The following is a 15516-nucleotide window of genomic DNA, read 5'->3' on the forward strand; positions in this document are numbered from 1 at the left end:
GGGCCGCTCCCTAGCCGGCCCGCGTATGGCGATGTGCTTGCGGCTCCATGCCGCAAGCATCGCCGTCCCCTCGGGGGACCGGTCAGGCGCGCCCGCGTTCAGCAGGGCGCGACTGGACGAGGGGCTTCGTTTACGCGTTCGGCGGTGCGCGCAGGTCGCTGACGCGGCGGCCGCGCTTGCTGGCGGCGCTGCGCAGGTGCACCAGCGACTCCACGCGCTTGAGCAGTTCGCGGTCGTTCCAGGGCTTCTTGAAGATGCCGTAGACGCCCTCGATCTGGCCGACGCGGCCGTGCAGCTCGTCGTGGCCGGTGATGGCGATGACGGGCAGGTCTTCGGTGATCAGGCTGCCATGCACGTCGGCGATCAGCTCGAAACCGTCCTTGTTGGGCATCTCGAGGTCGGTGATCAACACGGCGATCTCGGGCTTCTCGTCCAGTTGTGCCATGGCCTCGTTGCCGTCGTTGACCTGGACGACCACGAAGCCCGCACCTTCCAGCAGGCGCTTGAGCTTGGTGCGCACGACGGCCGAGTCATCAGCGATCAGCACGGTGGGTGGCCCCTCCGGCACCACGGGCGCGGGGGCGGCCGGCGGCTGCATCGGCGTAGGCGCCGTGACGAAGGCGCTGGCCATCGACGGGCCAGCAGTGGCTGAGCCAGGCAGCGGCGGCAACACCACAGGCGCGTTGGCGCGCTGGCCCCCTTGCGGCGGGCGTGGCGGCGGCGTGTATTCGCGCGGCGGACGGTAGTCGTCACGCTTGAAGGCGGCGATGAGCACGATGATGGCCAGCGGTATCGCGATCAATACCGGCATCAGATAGGCGCCCAGCAACTCCTGCAGCTCGTGAAACATCGACTCCATCCCCGGGGTGTAACAGCGGGCAGCCTAACACCCGCCACACGGTCACACCACCGAGGAAAGCCGGTAAGAGTGCACCCCTCGCCCGGTTTTGCGCGCTGAACGCGGGCAAACCCAGTCGGTCCCCCGAGGGGACGGCGATGCTTGCGGCATTGAGCCGCAAGCACATCGCCTGCGGGCCGGCTTGGGAGCGGCCCGGCGCCGGTCCGCGTTCCGTACCTCAATCCCGGCTGGAGACGCAGCCCCGGCCGTTCACGAGGCAGCGGGCGTAGCCGGCGTCGTTCTTCAGCAGGAACATCGCCCGAGCCGCGAAGGCCGAGTCGGCAAAGTCGGCGAACACGCCGTCCACGCCCAGCTCGTAGAAGGCCAGGTATTCGTTGACCGGGCTGCCCTGGTAGTCGCTGGCCAGGCGCTTTTGTTCGCTGCGGAAGGTGTAGGGGTGCACCACCAGGCCGAGCTTGTGCGCGTTGGCGACGATGTCGCTGGCGGGCAGCAGCTTGCGGTCGCGCTCGTCGACCAGGCCGTCGCCGTTGCTGTCGGCACAGCCACCGCCCGCGGCCACCGTCTTGCAGGCGCTGGACAGCAGATAGACCTTCCACGGGCCGATGCCATCGGCATAGGTCTTCACCTCGGCCAGGCCGGCTGGCGTCAGCAGGTCCTTGAACAGGCCGGCGCGGCCGGACACGACCCAGTCGTAAGGCTTGTCATAGGGCTTGTTGAAGGCCAGGCTGCCGTCGGCATTGACGTCGTCGGCATCCACCAGCTGCACCAGGCGCAGGCTGGACTTGCTGCGCAGGTATTTCAGGTTGGCCGTCTCGAAGGACTGCACGATGACCGGCGCGCTGCGATGGTTCCAGCCAGCTTTGGTCAGCACGCGCAGCAGGCGGTCTTCCAGGGCCAGGCCGAGGCTCTGGTGATAGGTCGGGTGCTTGGTTTCCGGGTAGATGCCGATGCGCCGCCCTTCCTCGGCCGACTTGCGCTTCACGAAGGCGATGACCTCCTCCAGCGTCGGGATCTCGAACTGGCCGTTGAAGGATGGGTCGCGGTCGGCCAGCGGCTGGATGGCGCGCAGCGTCTTGATCTCGGCCAGCGTGAAGTCGCTGGCGAAGAAGCCCGTCTCGGTCGCGCCATCGATGACGGCGGTGCGCTTGCGCGAGGCGAACTGCGGCAGCGAGGCGACGTTGGTCGTCGCGATCAGGTTGGGCTCGTGGCGGACGATCAAATGGCCGTCCTTGGTCGCGACAAGATCAGGCTCGACATAGTCGGCGCCCATGGCGATGCCCAACGCGTAGTTCTCCAGCGTGTGGTCGGGCAGATAGCCGGTGGCGCCGCCGCGGTGGCCGATGACCAGGGGTGCGTTCTCGGCGCGGCCGCGGTCATGGGCGGTAGCGCTGAGTGACGAGCTCAGCGAGACGAGGGTGAGCAGGCACAGGCCGGCCCAGCGAAGGGGTTTGAACATCGGATGGCTCCTGGGTGACCGAGCGCCGCAGGGTAGGCGGCGGCGGTGACGAGGCCGTGAACCTGGAACCCCCTAGCTCCGCTGCAACTGCATCAAAACGTCAAGACGAAGCAGGCGCCGCCACCCGGCCGTTTGGCGTGGCGCACCGAGCCGCCCAGGCCATGCACCAGCTGGCGCACGACTGCCAGGCCCACGCCGCTGCCGCCTTCGCGCGTCGTGAAGAAGGGCGTGAAGATGCGGCTCTCCAGCCCCTGTGCCACACCCGGGCCGTTGTCGGCCACCGTCAGGCGCAAGCGCGCGCCGCGGCTCAGGCGCGCTTCGATCAGCAGCTCCGGCTTGGAATGGCCGGCGCACGCCTGTAGCGCGTTCTGCGCCAGGTTGATCAGCACCTGTTCCAGCTGCGCCGCATCCGTGCGCAGGGCCAGGCTTTCGGGTTCGACCACGATCCTGACCGCGCCGCCGGCCACTTCCCAGGCCGGCGCCAACAGCCGCTGCACCGCCTGCAGCAAGGGCAGCAGCGGCGTGTCGGCCAGCGTTGGCGCGGGCGGCTGGCTGACGCTGCGGTAGCGCTCGACAAAGGCCTGCAGATGCGCCGCCCGCCGCGCCAGCGTCGCCAGCGCCGCCTGCAGCTCGTCGTGCTCGCCGGCGTCCAGCAGGGCCGGCGCGCTGGTGGCGAGCGACGCGATCGGCGTCAGCGAATTCATGATCTCGTGGGTCAGCACCTGCACCAGCTGGCGCCAGGCGGCCAGCGTCTCGGTCTCCAGCTCGGACTCGATGGGTGCCAGTGCCGCCAGCCGCCAGGCCTGGCCTTGCACGGTCAGCGCCGACACGGCCAGCACGGCGCGCTCCTGGCCATGCTCGGTGGGCAGGGTGACGACGCGCCGGCCGGGGCCGGTGTCCAGCAGAGCAAGCAGCGCCGCAGGTTCGGCGGCGCGGCCCGGGGCGATGAGCCGGCGCGCGGCGGCGTTCAGCGCGAGAGGCGGTGTACCGGCCATGAGGCGCCACAGCGCGAGCGGGGCGTGTTCGAGTGCGGCATCCAGGTCCGGGCGCGGTGCGGGCGGTGGGTCGGGTGGGAGCGGCGTCGGCCGGTAGGCAAGGCGACTCAGTGCAGTCCACCCAATGGCAGCAGCGAGGCAGCCGGTCAGCGCGCAGGCGACGAGCAGGCGCGGGGCGTCCATTGAAGCGGCGGCGCCCGCCGCGCTTGCTGCCAGCCCCATCGCAGCCACCACGACACGGGTTCGTTCAAAGCCCATGCTTCTCAAGCCGTCGATACAAGGCCGCGCGGCTGACGCCCAACAGCTTGGCCGCCTGGCTGATATTGCCGTCGGCCTGTGCCAGCGCCGCCTGCACGGCCTCGCGCTCGCGCTGGGCCAGGTCCAACCCCTGCTCGGCAGGCGCAAGCGGCGCGGCGTTGAGGCCGAAGTCGTCCCACGCGAGCACCTGCCCGCGTGCCAGCAGCGTCGCGCGCTCGCAGGCCTGGCGCAGCTCGCGCACATTGCCAGGCCAGCGGTAGGCACAGAGCCTGGCCAGGGCGTCCGGTGTCACCTCGACGGTGCGCTCCTTGGCGAACTGCGCGAGGTAGTGGCGCAGCAGCAGCGCGATGTCGCCGGCACCGCGCTCGCGCAGCGGCGGCACGCGCAGCACCACGGTGTTGAGGCGGTACAGCAGGTCGGGCCGGAAGCGCCGCGCGTCGAACAGCTCGGCCTCGGCCACATTGGTGGCGGCCAGCACACGCACATCGACCGGCACCGGCTTGTCGCTGCCCAGTGGCGTCACCTCGCGGCGCTCCAGCGCGGCCAGCAGCTTGGCCTGTTGGGCCAGTGGCAGGTTGCCGATCTCGTCGAGAAACAACGTGCCACCGGCCGCTGCGACGAAGCGCCCGGGCCGTGACTCGCGGGCGTCCGTGAAGCTGCCGCGGCGGTGGCCGAAGAGTTCACTCTCCACCAGCGCCTCGGGCAGCGAGCCCATGTCCACGGCCAGTAGCGGCCCGGCCGCACGCGGCGAGGCGCTATGCAGTGCGCGCGCCACCAGCTCCTTGCCGACGCCGTTCTCGCCCAGGATGAGCACGCTGGCTTCGCTGGCGCCGACTTGCGCGATCTGCGAGCGCAGGGATTGCATCGCCGTCGACTCACCCAGCAGCTCGCCCGCGGCAGGCGCGGGAGCACGTCGGGCCAGCGCCGCCTGCACGCAGGCCACCAGCCTGTCGTTCGCCCAGGGCTTGGTGATGAAGTCCACCGCGCCGCTCTTGAGCGCCTGCACGGCCAGTTCCACCTCGGCATAGGCGGTCATGACGACCACCGCCGGCGCGTTGCGGCGCGCCACCACCTCACGCAGCAGCGCCAGGCCGGCCACGCCATCGCTGGCGCCGGGTGTGAAGTTCATGTCCAGCAGCAGCACGTCGGGCGCCATCTCGTCCAGTGCGGCGGCCAGCTCGCGCGGGTCGTTGCGCACGGCCACCGCGCTCAGCCTGCGCAGCGCAAGCCGCGCGGCCAGGGCCACGTCGGGGTCGTCGTCGAGGATGAGGATGCCGGGCATGAGAGGGCGCGACTCTAAGCGGGGCCGGGGCTGCGGGGAAGGTGGTGTTCGGAAGCGGACAGTCGAGGTGTCCGCTTGCGGACGGTCGCCATGCCTTCAGGCCACGTTGGCCTGGGAGAACGCTCCTGGCCCGCCTCTTGCAAAACCGGGCCATGACCCAGCTCCCCACCTCCACCGCCTGGCGCGGCGCCTGGCGGCAACTGCGTGCCGAACCCGGCCCGGCCGCCCTCGTCATCGCCGGCCTCGCGCTGGGCCTGGCGCTGACGCTGCTGACCGCCAGCTTCCTGCAGGACACGCTGTGGCCCGATGCCCGCATGCCCGAGCCCGACCGGCTCATCACCTTCGAGTGGCGGGTGCGCGGGCCCGGCGGCATCACGACCGACTGGTTCGGCGACGTGCCGGCCGTGCCGCTGAACGCCGCCTTGCGCGACACCGGCGCGCCGGTGGGGCCGATGAGCCGCGTGCTCTACACCTTTTTGCACGCGCGCGCCAGCGAGGCGCAGGGCCAGCCCCGTGGCGTGCGGCTGGTCATCGCCATGGCCGATCCCGACCTGCAGACGCTGCTGGGCTTGCAGCCGGTCGCCGGCGACCTGAAGGCCGCGATGTCGTCGCCCGAAGGCATTGCGCTGACGGAAGTCGCCGCGGAGCGGCTCTTCGGCACCGCGCAGGTCCTCGGCCGCACCTTCACCCTGTCCTTGCCGCCCGACCCCGAGGGGCACACGCCGGCCATGCAGTTCGCGCTGACCGTCAAGGCGGTGCTGCCCACGCCCAACATGAACGGCCCGCTGATCTACGACGCCATCGCCGGCTTCCAGGCACCGGCCGCCAAGGCCTACCTGGCGCGCTCGGACAACTGGTACCAGAACTCCGGCCGGCTGTTCGCCCGCCTGCAACCTGGCGCCACGGCCGAGCAGCTCACCGGCCTGGCGCAGCGCCTGGTCGACCGGCAACCCCTGCCACCGGGCTTTCCGATGGACTTCCTCAAGGGGGGCGGCAAGCCGGCCTATCTGCGCGCCCTGCCCGTGGCCGATATCGGCCTGCACGGCGCCGGCAGCCCACAGCGGCGCCAGCAGCTGGCCGGCCTGGCCGCTGCATCGGCCGGCGTGCTGGGCCTGGCCGTCATCAACTTCGTCAACCTGTGGAGCGTGCGCACGCTCAGGCGACAGCGCGAGATCGGCCTGCGCAAGTCCCTGGGCGCGGGCGCCGGCCAGCTGGCCGTGCAGTTCTTTGCCGAGGCGGCCGTTGTCGCGGGCCTGGCCGGCGCGCTCGGAGTGCTGCTGGCCTGGTGGGCTTCGCCCACGGCGTCGGTGCTGCTGCAGCATCCCTTCGACGCGCCGGTGCTGTCGCCCGTCATGGCGGCGTTGACGGGCCTGCTGTGCCTGGGCATTGCAGGGCTGAGCTCGCTGCCGCTGGCGGCCATCGCGCTGCGTGTGCGGCCGGCAGAGTCGCTGGCCGGCCGCAGCCACAGCGAGGGCGCGGCCAGCCGCTGGCTGCGCCGGCTCATGACGGCGCTGCAGTTCGGCGCCGCCGCGCTGTTCGCGTCGCTGGCGCTCACCGTGCTGTGGCAGGCCGAGCATGCCGGCGGCATGCCGCGTGGTTTCGAGCTGCAGGACCGCGTCGCCGTCGACCTGCCCTGGGAAGCGCAGCCGGCGCAGACGATGGCGGTGCTCGAGGAAGTCCGCCGCTGGCCCGAGGTCGTCACCGTGGCCGCCGCCGACGACGTGCCGGGGCGGGATTTTTCGAGCTGGTTCTCCGAGTTCAACCGCCCAGGCGCCCCGCCCATGAACCTGCGCACCGGCGTCGGCTTCACCCCTTGCTATCTGCAGGTCTATGGCATGCGGGTCATCGCCGGCCGGCTGTCGGCCGACCATGTCGCGGAGGTGGCGCAGAACGGCCTCGTGCTGGACCGCAGCGCCGTGCGCGCACTCGGTTTTGCCAGCCCCGAGGAGGCGATCGGACAGACGTTGGGGGTGTCCCCCAACTTCCACGATGGCAAGCCCGCCACCGTCGTCGCCGTCATCGAAGACATCCGCCTGGAAGGCCCGCGCAGCCCGCCGCAGCCGCACGCCATCTCGGCCGTAGCGACGCGCGGCGCGGGCGCCATCGGCGTGCACAGCCGTGACCCGCAGGCCACACGTCGCAAGCTCACGGCACTGCTCAACGAACGCTTTCCCGACTCGTTCATCGAGGCCCTGCCAATGCGCGACATGCTGCTGCAGAAGGTCGCAGAGGACACCCGCCTGGGCCGGCTCATCGGCTTCGCGGGTTTGCTGGCCCTGGCGCTGGCCGCCGTGGGCATCTACGCCCTGGCCGCCTACACGCTGCGCCGCCGCGAGCGCGAGATCGTGCTGCGCAAGCTGCACGGTGCCGGCCCCGGTGCAGTAGCGGGATTGCTGGCCGCCGAGTTCGTCGGCGTGCTGGCCGCCGCCTGCGCCGTGGCGCTGCCGCTGGCGGCCTGGCTGTCGCAGCTCTACCTGAGCGGCTTCGTCGAGCGCGCGCCGGTGGGACCGTTCTCGCTGTGGGCGCTGCTGGCCGCCGTCGCGCTGCTGACCGTGGTGACGACGCTGGCCGTGGCGCGGCACCTGCATGCGGCGCTGGCGCTGCGGCCACTCCAGGCGCTGCGTGGCTGACGCGCCAATGAGTGCCGCGCTCTCCGGCGCCGCCATGGACCGCCGCGTCGCGGTGCCCAGGCGCTACGGCCTGATCGTGCTGGCGGTCCTGGCTGCGCTTGCCGCGGCCTTGCTGCTGGTGCGCTACTGGCCGCGCGGTGTGGCGGTGGCGCGCGCCGACGTGGAAATTGCCGCCGTGAAAACCGGCCCCTTTCGCGACCTCGTCGTCGGCCGCGCCGCCGTGCAGCCGCTGCAGTCGGTGCTGCTGGACGCCACCGAGGATGGCCGCGTCGAGCAGGTGCTGGTGAAGGATGGCGCCAGCGTCGCGGCCGGACAGCTGCTCGTCGTGCTGAGCAGCACCCAGCGCGCCCAGGAGCTGATGGCGCGCTCCAGCGAGGCGGCGCAGCAGCTGGCCAACCTTGCCACCTTCCGCGCCGGGCTGGCCCAGGCGAAAGCCGCGCAGCGCCGCGAGCTGACGCAAGGCGAGTTCGAGCTGGAGCGCGTGCGCCGCCTGCACCAGCGCAACGTCGGCCTGGCCGCGCAGGGCTTCCTGTCGCCGTCGGCGCTCGAGGACTCGGCCGACAAACTGGCCATGGCCCAGCGCCTGCTCACGCAACTGCAGGCCGACGGCCGCGAGGAGCTGCGCACCCGCGAGCAGTCCGTGCAGGCCATGCAGCGCGCCGTCACCGACCTGGACCAGCGCCTCACCGCCATGCGCGCCGCCAGCGAGGGCCTGGCCGTGCGCGCACCGGTGGCCGGCCGCGTGACGGGCCTGGCGTTACAGGTGGGCGAAAGCGTGCGCGCCGGCACTCGCATCGCGCGACTGGACAGCCTGGGCCGCTTCAAGCTCGACCTGCGGCTGGACGAATTCCACCTCGGCCGCGTGCACGAAGGCCTGGCCGGCGCGCTGGCCCACGAAGGCCGCAGCCATGCGCTGCACGTCGCGCGCATCGACCCGCAGGTCAAGGACGGCCGCTTCACCGTCGAGCTGGCCTTCGACGCCGAGCCGCCCGCGCTGCAGGTCGGCCAGGGTCTGGACGTGCGCCTGACGCTGGGCCAGGCGCAGGACGCGCTGCTGTTGCCCGACGGCGGCTTCTATGCCGACACCGGCGGCGCCTGGGCCTTTGTGCTCGACTCGGACGGCCGTCATGCCCAGCGCCGCCCGCTGCAACTGGGCCGGCGCGCCGACGGTGTCGTCGAAGTGCTTGGCGGCCTGCGGCCCGGCGAGCAGGTCGTCGTCTCCCCCTACCGCGCCTTCACCGGTGCTTCCGCCCTGGACCTTCACTGAACCATGTTCAAACTCCGCCACCTCACCAAGACCTTCCACACCGGCGACATCGAGACCACCGCGCTGGATCGCATCGATCTCGACATCGAGGCCGGTGAATACCTCGCCATCACCGGCCCGTCGGGCTGCGGCAAGTCCACGCTGCTGGGCATCCTCGGCCTGCTCGACGCGCCGTCAGGCGGGGAGTACTGGTTCGACGGCCACAACGTGGCAGGCTGGAGCGAGAAGCAGCTCAACACCCTGCGCCGCGGCCGCATCGGCTTCGTGTTCCAGAGCTTCAACCTGATCGACGACCTGAGCGTGGCCGAGAACATCGCGTTGGCGCTGGAATACGGCGAACTGCCCGCGCGCGCTCGTCGCGAGCGCATCGCAGAGGTTATGGAGCGCCTGGGTATCGCCCATCGCGCCGGCCACCGGCCCAGCCAATTGAGCGGCGGCCAGCAGCAGCGTGTGGCGATCGCCCGTGCCATTGCCGCCAGGCCCGCGTTGCTGCTGGCGGACGAGCCCACCGGCAACCTCGACAGCGCCCATGGCGCGGAGGTCATGCGGCTGCTGCGCGAACTCAACGCCGAGGGCACGACGCTGGTCATGGTGACCCACTCGCTGGAGCATGCGGCGCAGGCGTCGAGGACGCTTAGGCTGCTGGATGGGCGGGTGGTGGTGGACGCGGTAGCGGCCGTGGCTTGAGCCCGCCCCTGGGCGGGGCGGTTAGGCTAGCCCCATGAAGTACGTTGGCCTCATCCTGCTCGTTGCCCTCATGGTGGCCGCCGGCATCTTCGGCGGCCCGATCGCGCAGATCCGCATTTTCAGCGTCATCTGGCTGGCGGGAACTGCGTGGCTGGCCTTCGCGAAGGAGATCCCCTTCTTCCTCGGCGACGTGCAAGCCTTTCGCCTGCGCGGCTGGGCCAAGCTCTTCATTGTCTTGCCGGCACTGGCCATCGGCTTGCTGCTGCTCATCTACGCCCCGGAAGTGAGCTGCCTGTCCTACAGGCGCAAGACGCTGTGCGCCCAGGGCTGAACGGCCATGCTCTCCACCCAGTTCGTCTTCCACCTCGCCCTGCAGCGCGACAAGGTGGACTCCTTCGACCGCTATCCCTTCAACCTGCCCGCCGTGCGCACGCTGGAGCGCCTGGAGATGCATCCCAAGGTCACCTTCCTGGTCGGTGAGAACGGCTCTGGCAAGTCGACGCTGCTGGAGGCGCTGGCCGTATCGTTGGGCTTCAACGCCGAGGGCGGCAGCAAGAACTTCCGCTTCGATACGCGGGTGTCGCATTCCGAGCTGCATGAGTACTTGCGGGTGGCCAAAGGCTACAAGCCGCCGCGCGATGGCTTCTTCCTGCGCGCCGAGAGCTTCTTCAACGTCGCGACCGAGATCGAGAACCTGGACGCGGGGCCGGGCGGTTCACCGATCATCAGCGGCTATGGCGGCAAGTCGCTGCACGAGCAGTCACACGGCGAATCCTTTCTCGCGCTGCTCAACGAGCGCTTTGGCGCCCGGGGCCTGTACCTGCTTGACGAACCCGAAGCGGCGCTGTCGCCGCAACGCCAGCTCGCCGCGCTGGCGCGCGTTCACGAACTGGTGAAGGCGAATTCCCAGTTCATCATCGCCACGCATTCGCCGCTGCTGATGGCCTATCCCGACGCCTGGATCTACCAGTGCACGCCGGACGGCGTGCGCCGCGTGGCCTACGAAGACACCGAGCACTACCGCGTCACGCGCGACTTCATGGCCGACCCGCAGCGCGTGCTGGGCGAACTGCTGGCGCGTTAAGCCCGGCGATCGTCGACAGCACTGCACATCTGCCCCGCCAACGCAGGCTTCGCGCACGCTGCGGCTGCTGGATGGCAGGGTGGTGGTGGATGCGGTGAGTGCGGTGGGTTGATATTAGAGTGCGGCCGATGCCGCACGTTGCCGACACCGCGCTGACAACCCAAGCCCGCCGTTGGCTGGCACTGCGCAGCATGGCTTTTCTGCTGTGCGCCTTCCCGCTCGTGGTCGTCGTCTACCAGGGCCTGCCGTTTCCGGTCGGTCCGCACAGGCCGATGTTGTACGGCCTGGCGACCGCGCTGTTGCTGGCCGCGCTTGCGCGTGCCCTGATGCGCCGCGAGGGCCGGTCGCTGGCCGACCTTGGCCTCACAGTGTCGGCCCGTGCCTTCAGCCACCTGGGCCTGGGACTGGTGGCGGGCCTGCTGCTTTTCGCCGCGGCGACACTTGTCATGGCGCTGTGGCTGCCCGTTGAATGGCGGATGAAGGCGGCGCTGCTGCCGGCTTCTATCGGTGGCGCCCTGCTCTTTCACCTCCTGACCAATGCCTGCGAGGAACTGGCCTGGCGCGGCTACGCCCTGGACGGCCTGCTGCGCAGCCTCGGCCATTGGCCGGCGCAAATCATCGTGGCGCTCGTCGCGGCTGTCTTTCATGTGCTGTCCGGCTGGAGCTGGCAGGTTGCGCTGGTCAGCACGACGGCCGGTTCCTTGCTGTTCGGTCTGGTCTTCATCCGCTGGCGCAGCGTGCCGGCCGCCATCGGCGTGCATGCAGGCTGGAACTGGGCGCGCGACCTGGTGATGTCGCCCGACGGCGCCGCCGCAGTACTGGACGTGCGCGGTCCGCAGGCCTGGAGCCTGGGCCAGTGGGAGGTGGCACAGGCCGTCTATGTGGGCGTCACGCTGCTGGCCTGCGTTGCGCTGCTGCGGTCACTGAACCGCCGGCCGCCTGCCGTGCTGGCGTGGACATAGCCGCGGCATTACGCGCGACTGTGGCATGTCAAGTCGCCGATCGCCGACAGCACCGCACATCTCCCCCGTCCGCGGTAACCCCAGCAGGCCGGCGCCGTCAATCGCCGCCTTTAGGATGCCGGCCCATGCACCCCCTAATTCAAGGCCTGCTTGGCCTGATGCTGCTCGGGGCGGGTCTGGCCCGCGCCGACGCCGGCGTGGGCCCGCTGGAGGTGCAGTTCCGCAGCGTGACAGTGCCGCAGAACTCGGTGCCGGCGATCTCGCAGGACCGGGCCGGGTTCATGTGGATCGCCACGAGCAAGGGGCTGACGCGCTACGACGGCTACCGGCTGCGGCCCATCGAGCAGGCCGGTGACACGACGGCCAAGCGCAGCCTGGGCTGGGTGCGGGCACTGGCGCCAGCGGCCGACGGGCGCATGTGGATAGGCACGGAGTTCCAGGGCCTGGTGGCCTACGACCCCGAACAGGACCGCGTCGAAAGCCATGGCAGTGCTCAGGGCGGCGCGGGCCCGCAGCCGCCCATCCGCGCGCTGGCGGCGGCGCCGGACGGCGCCATCTGGGTCGGCACCCTGGGCCAGGGCCTGTACCGTTACGACCCGGCGGCCACGCGATTCGAGGCCCACGAGCTGCACTGGCACGGCCAGGCCGAGAAGCGGGTGCTGGCCCTGCAGGTGGGCGCCGACGGGGTCGTCTGGGCCGGCCACTGGCGCGGCCTGAGCCGCTTCGCGCGCGGCGCCTGGGAGGACCTGGCCCTGCCCGGCCTGGAACAGGGCATGCCCGTGCCGGCCCTGGCCGAGGACCGTGGCGGGCGCATCTGGCTGGGCACGCAGGACGGCCACCTCGGTGTCGTCGAGCAGGGCCAGGTGCGCTGGGTGCAGACGCTGGACATGCCCATCAATGCGCTGGCGGAAGGCCCGGACGGGCGGCTCTGGGTGGGCGGCAAGGTCGGGCTGTTCTGGGTCAACCCGGCCAGCGGCGCCGTCGAGGCCAGGCTGCGCCAGGACCCGCGCCGCGCGATGGGCCTGGCCGGCAACGACATCAGCGGCCTGCTGCGCGACCGCAGCGGCGCGATGTGGGTCAGCGGCTATGGCCTGGGTGTGCAGCGCCACCTCTCCCACCCAGCCCTGGCCGTGCGCGGCCCCGATGCCGACCTGAACAGCCCGCTGGCCGAGGCCGATGTGCGCGCGGTGCTGGCCCTGAAGAACGGCGAGGTGCTGGCACCGACGCAGACCGGCCACATCGCCCGCCTGGACGGCCGCCCGGGCCGCGACCTGGCGACGCTGGGCGAATGGCCGCGCGAGCGGCGCAGCGTCGTCGAGCTCATGGCCGAGGCGGGCGACGGCAGCCTGTGGATGGCCGCGGCCGGCCGCCTGGAGCACCGCGCCGCCGATGGCCGCCTGTTGCGCGACTGGGCGCTGGACGGCGGCCGTGCCCAACAGCTGCTGCTGCGCGCCGACGGCAGCATCTGGCTGGGCATGCAGGAGGGCCTGTACCGCCTCGCCGGCGATGGCGCCGCAGCGCTGGAGCGGGTGCATCCGCTGAGCGGGCCGCTGCACGGTGGCGTCTATGTGCTGAGCGCCGCGCCGGACGGGCGCCTCTGGGTGGGCGGCCAGCAGGGCCTGTTCCGCGAGAGAACCGCTGGCCAGAGCGGCCTGGAGGTGGTGCCACAGGCACCCGCCGAGTCCCYGGCCAGCCCCATCGTCATGAGCCTGCTGTGGGGGCGCGACGGGCGGCTGTGGGTGGACACGCCGGTCAGCGGCCTGCATCGCCTCAAGGGCTGGGACGGCGAGGGCCGCGCGCGCTTCGAGCGCATCAGCGAGCGCCATGGCGTGGAGGGTGTGTTCGGCGGCAATCTGCACGAGGACGCGCAGGGCCGTATCTGGAGCCAGCTCTATGTCTACGACCCGGCGGCCGACCGCCTGGACAGCTTCGGCAGCGCCGAGGGCGCCAACTTTGGCAGCTTCTGGTTCTTTGCCAGCACCGAGCTGCCCGGCGGCGGCCTGCTGTTCGGCGGCAGTCGAGGCCTGCTGCGCGTGCTGCCTGACGCCTACCGGGCGCAGCGCACCAGCCCGCCGCTGGTGGTCAGCGGCCTGCGTGTCAACGGCCAGCCCTGGGAGCAGCCGCGCAATCCTCTGGACGGGCTGAAACTGCCGCCCGGCAAGCGCAGCCTGTCCATCGAGTTCGCGGCGCTGGACTATGCCGACCCGTCACGGCTGAGCTACGAATACCGCCTGGAGGGCCTGGACAGCGACTGGACCCGGGTCGACGCCAGCGGCCGCAACCCCAGCTTCGGGCCGCTGCGGCCAGGCCACTACACGCTGCAGGTGCGTGCCACGGCCCACCACAGCCTGTGGGGCACCGAGCAGCTGCAGCTGCCCATCACGCTGGAGCCGGCCTGGTGGGAGACCACGTCGGCCCGCATCGGCGGCGGGCTGCTGGCCCTGCTCGCCATCTGGGCCTGGATGCGCTGGCGCACGCGGCTGCTGCGCCGCCGTGAGGTCGAACTCAAGGCCCTGGTGGACGAGCGCACCGCCGAGCTGCGCGAGCTGAGCCTGACCGATGCACTGACGGGCCTGCGCAACCGCCGCTACCTCGAGCTGCGCCTGGACGACGACCTGCGCCTGTGCCTGCGCCGCTTCGAGACCCCCGGAATTGAAGGAGCGGGCGAAGGTCCCGGCCCGGATGCCGACCTGCTGCTGATGCTGCTGGACCTGGATCATTTCAAGCGCGTCAACGACGTGCATGGCCACGCGGCCGGCGACGCGGTGCTGGTGCAGGTGGCCGAGCGGCTGCGCCAGGTTTTTCGCGAGACCGACTCCCTGGTGCGCTGGGGCGGCGAGGAAATCCTGGTGCTGGCCCGCGAGACCGAGCGGCGCGATGCCGCCGAGCTGGCCGCGCGCGTCTGCGCCGCGGTGCGCGACCAGCCCTTCGAGATCGGCCCCGGCGAGACCGTGCACGTGACGGTGTCCGTCGGCTTTTGCGCCTTCCCGCTCGACCCGCGCCACCCGCGGCTGTGGGACTGGCGCGCCTGCCTGGCCCTGGCCGATTCGGCGCTGTACGCCACCAAGGCCCAGGGTCGCGACGGCTATATGGGCGCCATCCGCGCCAATGGCCTGTCGCCGCGCGAGGCGCCCGACGGCCTGGCCGCCTGGCGCGGTGAGAAGCGGCTGCAGGTCGCACGCAGCGCCGCGGTCGACGACGCCGTCAGCCCAGCCTGAACAGGGTTTTCAGCGCCGCCGGCAGCTCGGCGCGCCAGGCCGCCTCGTTGTGGCCCGCCTCGGCGGCGATGTGCAGGCTCAGCTGCTCGGACGGCATCTGGCGTGCCAGCCGCTTGTGCATCTGGCGCGTCTGCCCCGCCATGCTGCCGCCTTCCCGGCCGCCGCAGTAGAGGTGGATGCGCGTGTCGGCCGGCAGCCGGGCCGCAGCGGTCGCTTCGAAGAGCTGGGGCGCCGCCCAGTAGGACGGGCTGAACAGGCCATAGCGGCCGAACACCTCGCCATGGCTCAGCAGGGCCGCATGGCTGATGAGGCCGCCGAGCGAGCTGCCGATCAGCGCCGTGTGCTCGCTTCGGGGAAGCGTGCGCCAGCCGTTGTCGATGAAGGGCTTGACCGTGTTGACGATGAAGTCGAGATAGGCCGGGCCCTCGGCCTTGCCGAGTTCCTTGTGGTCGTAGGGCGCCATCTCGCTGTTGCGCTTTTCGGCGCCGTTGTCGATACCGACGACGAGGGCCTCGAAGCCGGTCTCCTTGGCGAGGATCTCCATCGTTTCGTCCACGCCCCATTCGCCGGCAAAGCCGGTGGCCGCATCGAACAGGTTCTGGCCGTCGTGCATGTAGATGACCGGGTAGCGACGCTCGGGCTCGCTGTCGTAGCTGGTCGGCAGGCACAGCCGCAGGGTGCGGCTGCGGGCGAGGCCCGGCATGGCCAGCGGCTCGGGCAGGACCCGCACGCTGGGCAAGGCCGTCGAAGGGGCGGCCCATGCCGGCAGACAGCTCATTAGGGGCAGGGTCAGCAGCAGGCGGCGTTGCATGGTGGGT

General features: G+C 71.2%; 12 protein-coding genes. 7 read left to right on the plus strand and 5 right to left on the minus strand.

All coding sequences use genetic code 11. The features are described from left to right. Positions 1-130: 130 nt before the first annotated feature. The 4 genes from ACXJKJ_RS01080 to ACXJKJ_RS01095 form a co-directional block, all read right to left on the minus strand. Positions 131-850, minus strand: a complete 720-nt coding sequence (locus tag ACXJKJ_RS01080; protein ID WP_457388611.1) for a response regulator — start codon at positions 848-850, stop codon at positions 131-133. 226 nt (positions 851-1076) lie between these two features. Continuing rightward, positions 1077-2315, minus strand: coding sequence for a glycerophosphodiester phosphodiesterase (locus tag ACXJKJ_RS01085; protein ID WP_457388613.1), 1239 nt, complete (start codon positions 2313-2315; stop codon positions 1077-1079). Between the two features lie 92 nt (positions 2316-2407). Next, a complete protein-coding gene (locus ACXJKJ_RS01090) occupies positions 2408-3568 on the minus strand; it encodes a sensor histidine kinase (protein ID WP_457388615.1) in 1161 nt (386 codons plus the stop codon). Continuing rightward, positions 3558-4850 (minus strand): sigma-54-dependent transcriptional regulator, encoded by a 1293-nt coding sequence (locus ACXJKJ_RS01095; RefSeq protein ID WP_457388617.1) that lies wholly within the window; start codon positions 4848-4850, stop codon positions 3558-3560. Before ACXJKJ_RS01095 ends, ACXJKJ_RS01090 begins: the two co-directional genes overlap by 11 nt. Before the next feature lie 152 nt (positions 4851-5002). On the opposite strand from ACXJKJ_RS01095, the gene ACXJKJ_RS01100 reads away from it, so the two are divergent. The 7 genes from ACXJKJ_RS01100 (at position 5003) to ACXJKJ_RS01130 (ending at position 14698) form a co-directional block, all read left to right on the plus strand. Beyond that, positions 5003-7480 carry an FtsX-like permease family protein gene (locus tag ACXJKJ_RS01100; protein ID WP_457388619.1) on the plus strand — a complete coding sequence of 826 codons (2478 nt, stop codon included), beginning with the start codon at positions 5003-5005 and terminating at the stop codon, positions 7478-7480. Positions 7481-7487: 7 nt separating this feature from the next. Continuing rightward, positions 7488-8747 carry an efflux RND transporter periplasmic adaptor subunit gene (locus ACXJKJ_RS01105; RefSeq protein WP_457388621.1) on the plus strand — a complete coding sequence of 420 codons (1260 nt, stop codon included), beginning with the start codon at positions 7488-7490 and terminating at the stop codon, positions 8745-8747. A gap of 3 nt (positions 8748-8750) precedes the next feature. After that, entirely contained in the window at positions 8751-9434 is a 684-nt protein-coding gene (locus ACXJKJ_RS01110) for an ABC transporter ATP-binding protein (RefSeq protein ID WP_457388622.1), read from the plus strand. 34 nt (positions 9435-9468) lie between these two features. After that, a complete protein-coding gene (locus ACXJKJ_RS01115; RefSeq protein ID WP_457388624.1) occupies positions 9469-9765 on the plus strand; it encodes a hypothetical protein in 297 nt (98 codons plus the stop codon). A gap of 6 nt (positions 9766-9771) precedes the next feature. After that, a complete protein-coding gene (locus ACXJKJ_RS01120; protein WP_457388626.1) occupies positions 9772-10518 on the plus strand; it encodes an AAA family ATPase in 747 nt (248 codons plus the stop codon). 128 nt (positions 10519-10646) lie between these two features. After that, positions 10647-11480 carry a CPBP family intramembrane glutamic endopeptidase gene (locus ACXJKJ_RS01125; RefSeq protein ID WP_457319781.1) on the plus strand — a complete coding sequence of 278 codons (834 nt, stop codon included), beginning with the start codon at positions 10647-10649 and terminating at the stop codon, positions 11478-11480. A 125-nt stretch (positions 11481-11605) separates the two neighbouring features. Then, on the plus strand, positions 11606-14698 hold the full coding sequence (locus ACXJKJ_RS01130; RefSeq protein WP_457388628.1) for a ligand-binding sensor domain-containing diguanylate cyclase: 3093 nt from the start codon (positions 11606-11608) through the stop codon (positions 14696-14698). Here the strand turns inward: ACXJKJ_RS01130 and ACXJKJ_RS01135 are convergent. Then, positions 14685-15509 (minus strand): alpha/beta hydrolase, encoded by an 825-nt coding sequence (locus tag ACXJKJ_RS01135; RefSeq protein ID WP_457388630.1) that lies wholly within the window; start codon positions 15507-15509, stop codon positions 14685-14687. The two genes, ACXJKJ_RS01130 and ACXJKJ_RS01135, sit on opposite strands and share 14 nt — an antisense overlap. Between the last annotated feature and the right edge of the window lie 7 nt (positions 15510-15516).

The sequence above is a fragment of the Roseateles sp. P5_E1 genome, assembly GCF_054049335.1.

What these genes read in the sequence shown, in the direction of transcription:
- ACXJKJ_RS01080 (WP_457388611.1), bottom strand. Translation starts at nt 850, where the DNA reads ATGTTTCACGAGCTGCAGGAGTTGCTGGGCGCCTATCTGATGCCGGTA.
- ACXJKJ_RS01085 (WP_457388613.1), bottom strand. Translation starts at nt 2,315, where the DNA reads ATGTTCAAACCCCTTCGCTGGGCCGGCCTGTGCCTGCTCACCCTCGTC.
- ACXJKJ_RS01090 (WP_457388615.1), bottom strand. Translation starts at nt 3,568, where the DNA reads ATGGGCTTTGAACGAACCCGTGTCGTGGTGGCTGCGATGGGGCTGGCA.
- ACXJKJ_RS01095 (WP_457388617.1), bottom strand. Translation starts at nt 4,850, where the DNA reads ATGCCCGGCATCCTCATCCTCGACGACGACCCCGACGTGGCCCTGGCC.
- ACXJKJ_RS01100 (WP_457388619.1), top strand. Translation starts at nt 5,003, where the DNA reads ATGACCCAGCTCCCCACCTCCACCGCCTGGCGCGGCGCCTGGCGGCAA.
- ACXJKJ_RS01105 (WP_457388621.1), top strand. Translation starts at nt 7,488, where the DNA reads ATGAGTGCCGCGCTCTCCGGCGCCGCCATGGACCGCCGCGTCGCGGTG.
- ACXJKJ_RS01110 (WP_457388622.1), top strand. Translation starts at nt 8,751, where the DNA reads ATGTTCAAACTCCGCCACCTCACCAAGACCTTCCACACCGGCGACATC.
- ACXJKJ_RS01115 (WP_457388624.1), top strand. Translation starts at nt 9,469, where the DNA reads ATGAAGTACGTTGGCCTCATCCTGCTCGTTGCCCTCATGGTGGCCGCC.
- ACXJKJ_RS01120 (WP_457388626.1), top strand. Translation starts at nt 9,772, where the DNA reads ATGCTCTCCACCCAGTTCGTCTTCCACCTCGCCCTGCAGCGCGACAAG.
- ACXJKJ_RS01125 (WP_457319781.1), top strand. Translation starts at nt 10,647, where the DNA reads ATGCCGCACGTTGCCGACACCGCGCTGACAACCCAAGCCCGCCGTTGG.
- ACXJKJ_RS01135 (WP_457388630.1), bottom strand. Translation starts at nt 15,509, where the DNA reads ATGCAACGCCGCCTGCTGCTGACCCTGCCCCTAATGAGCTGTCTGCCG.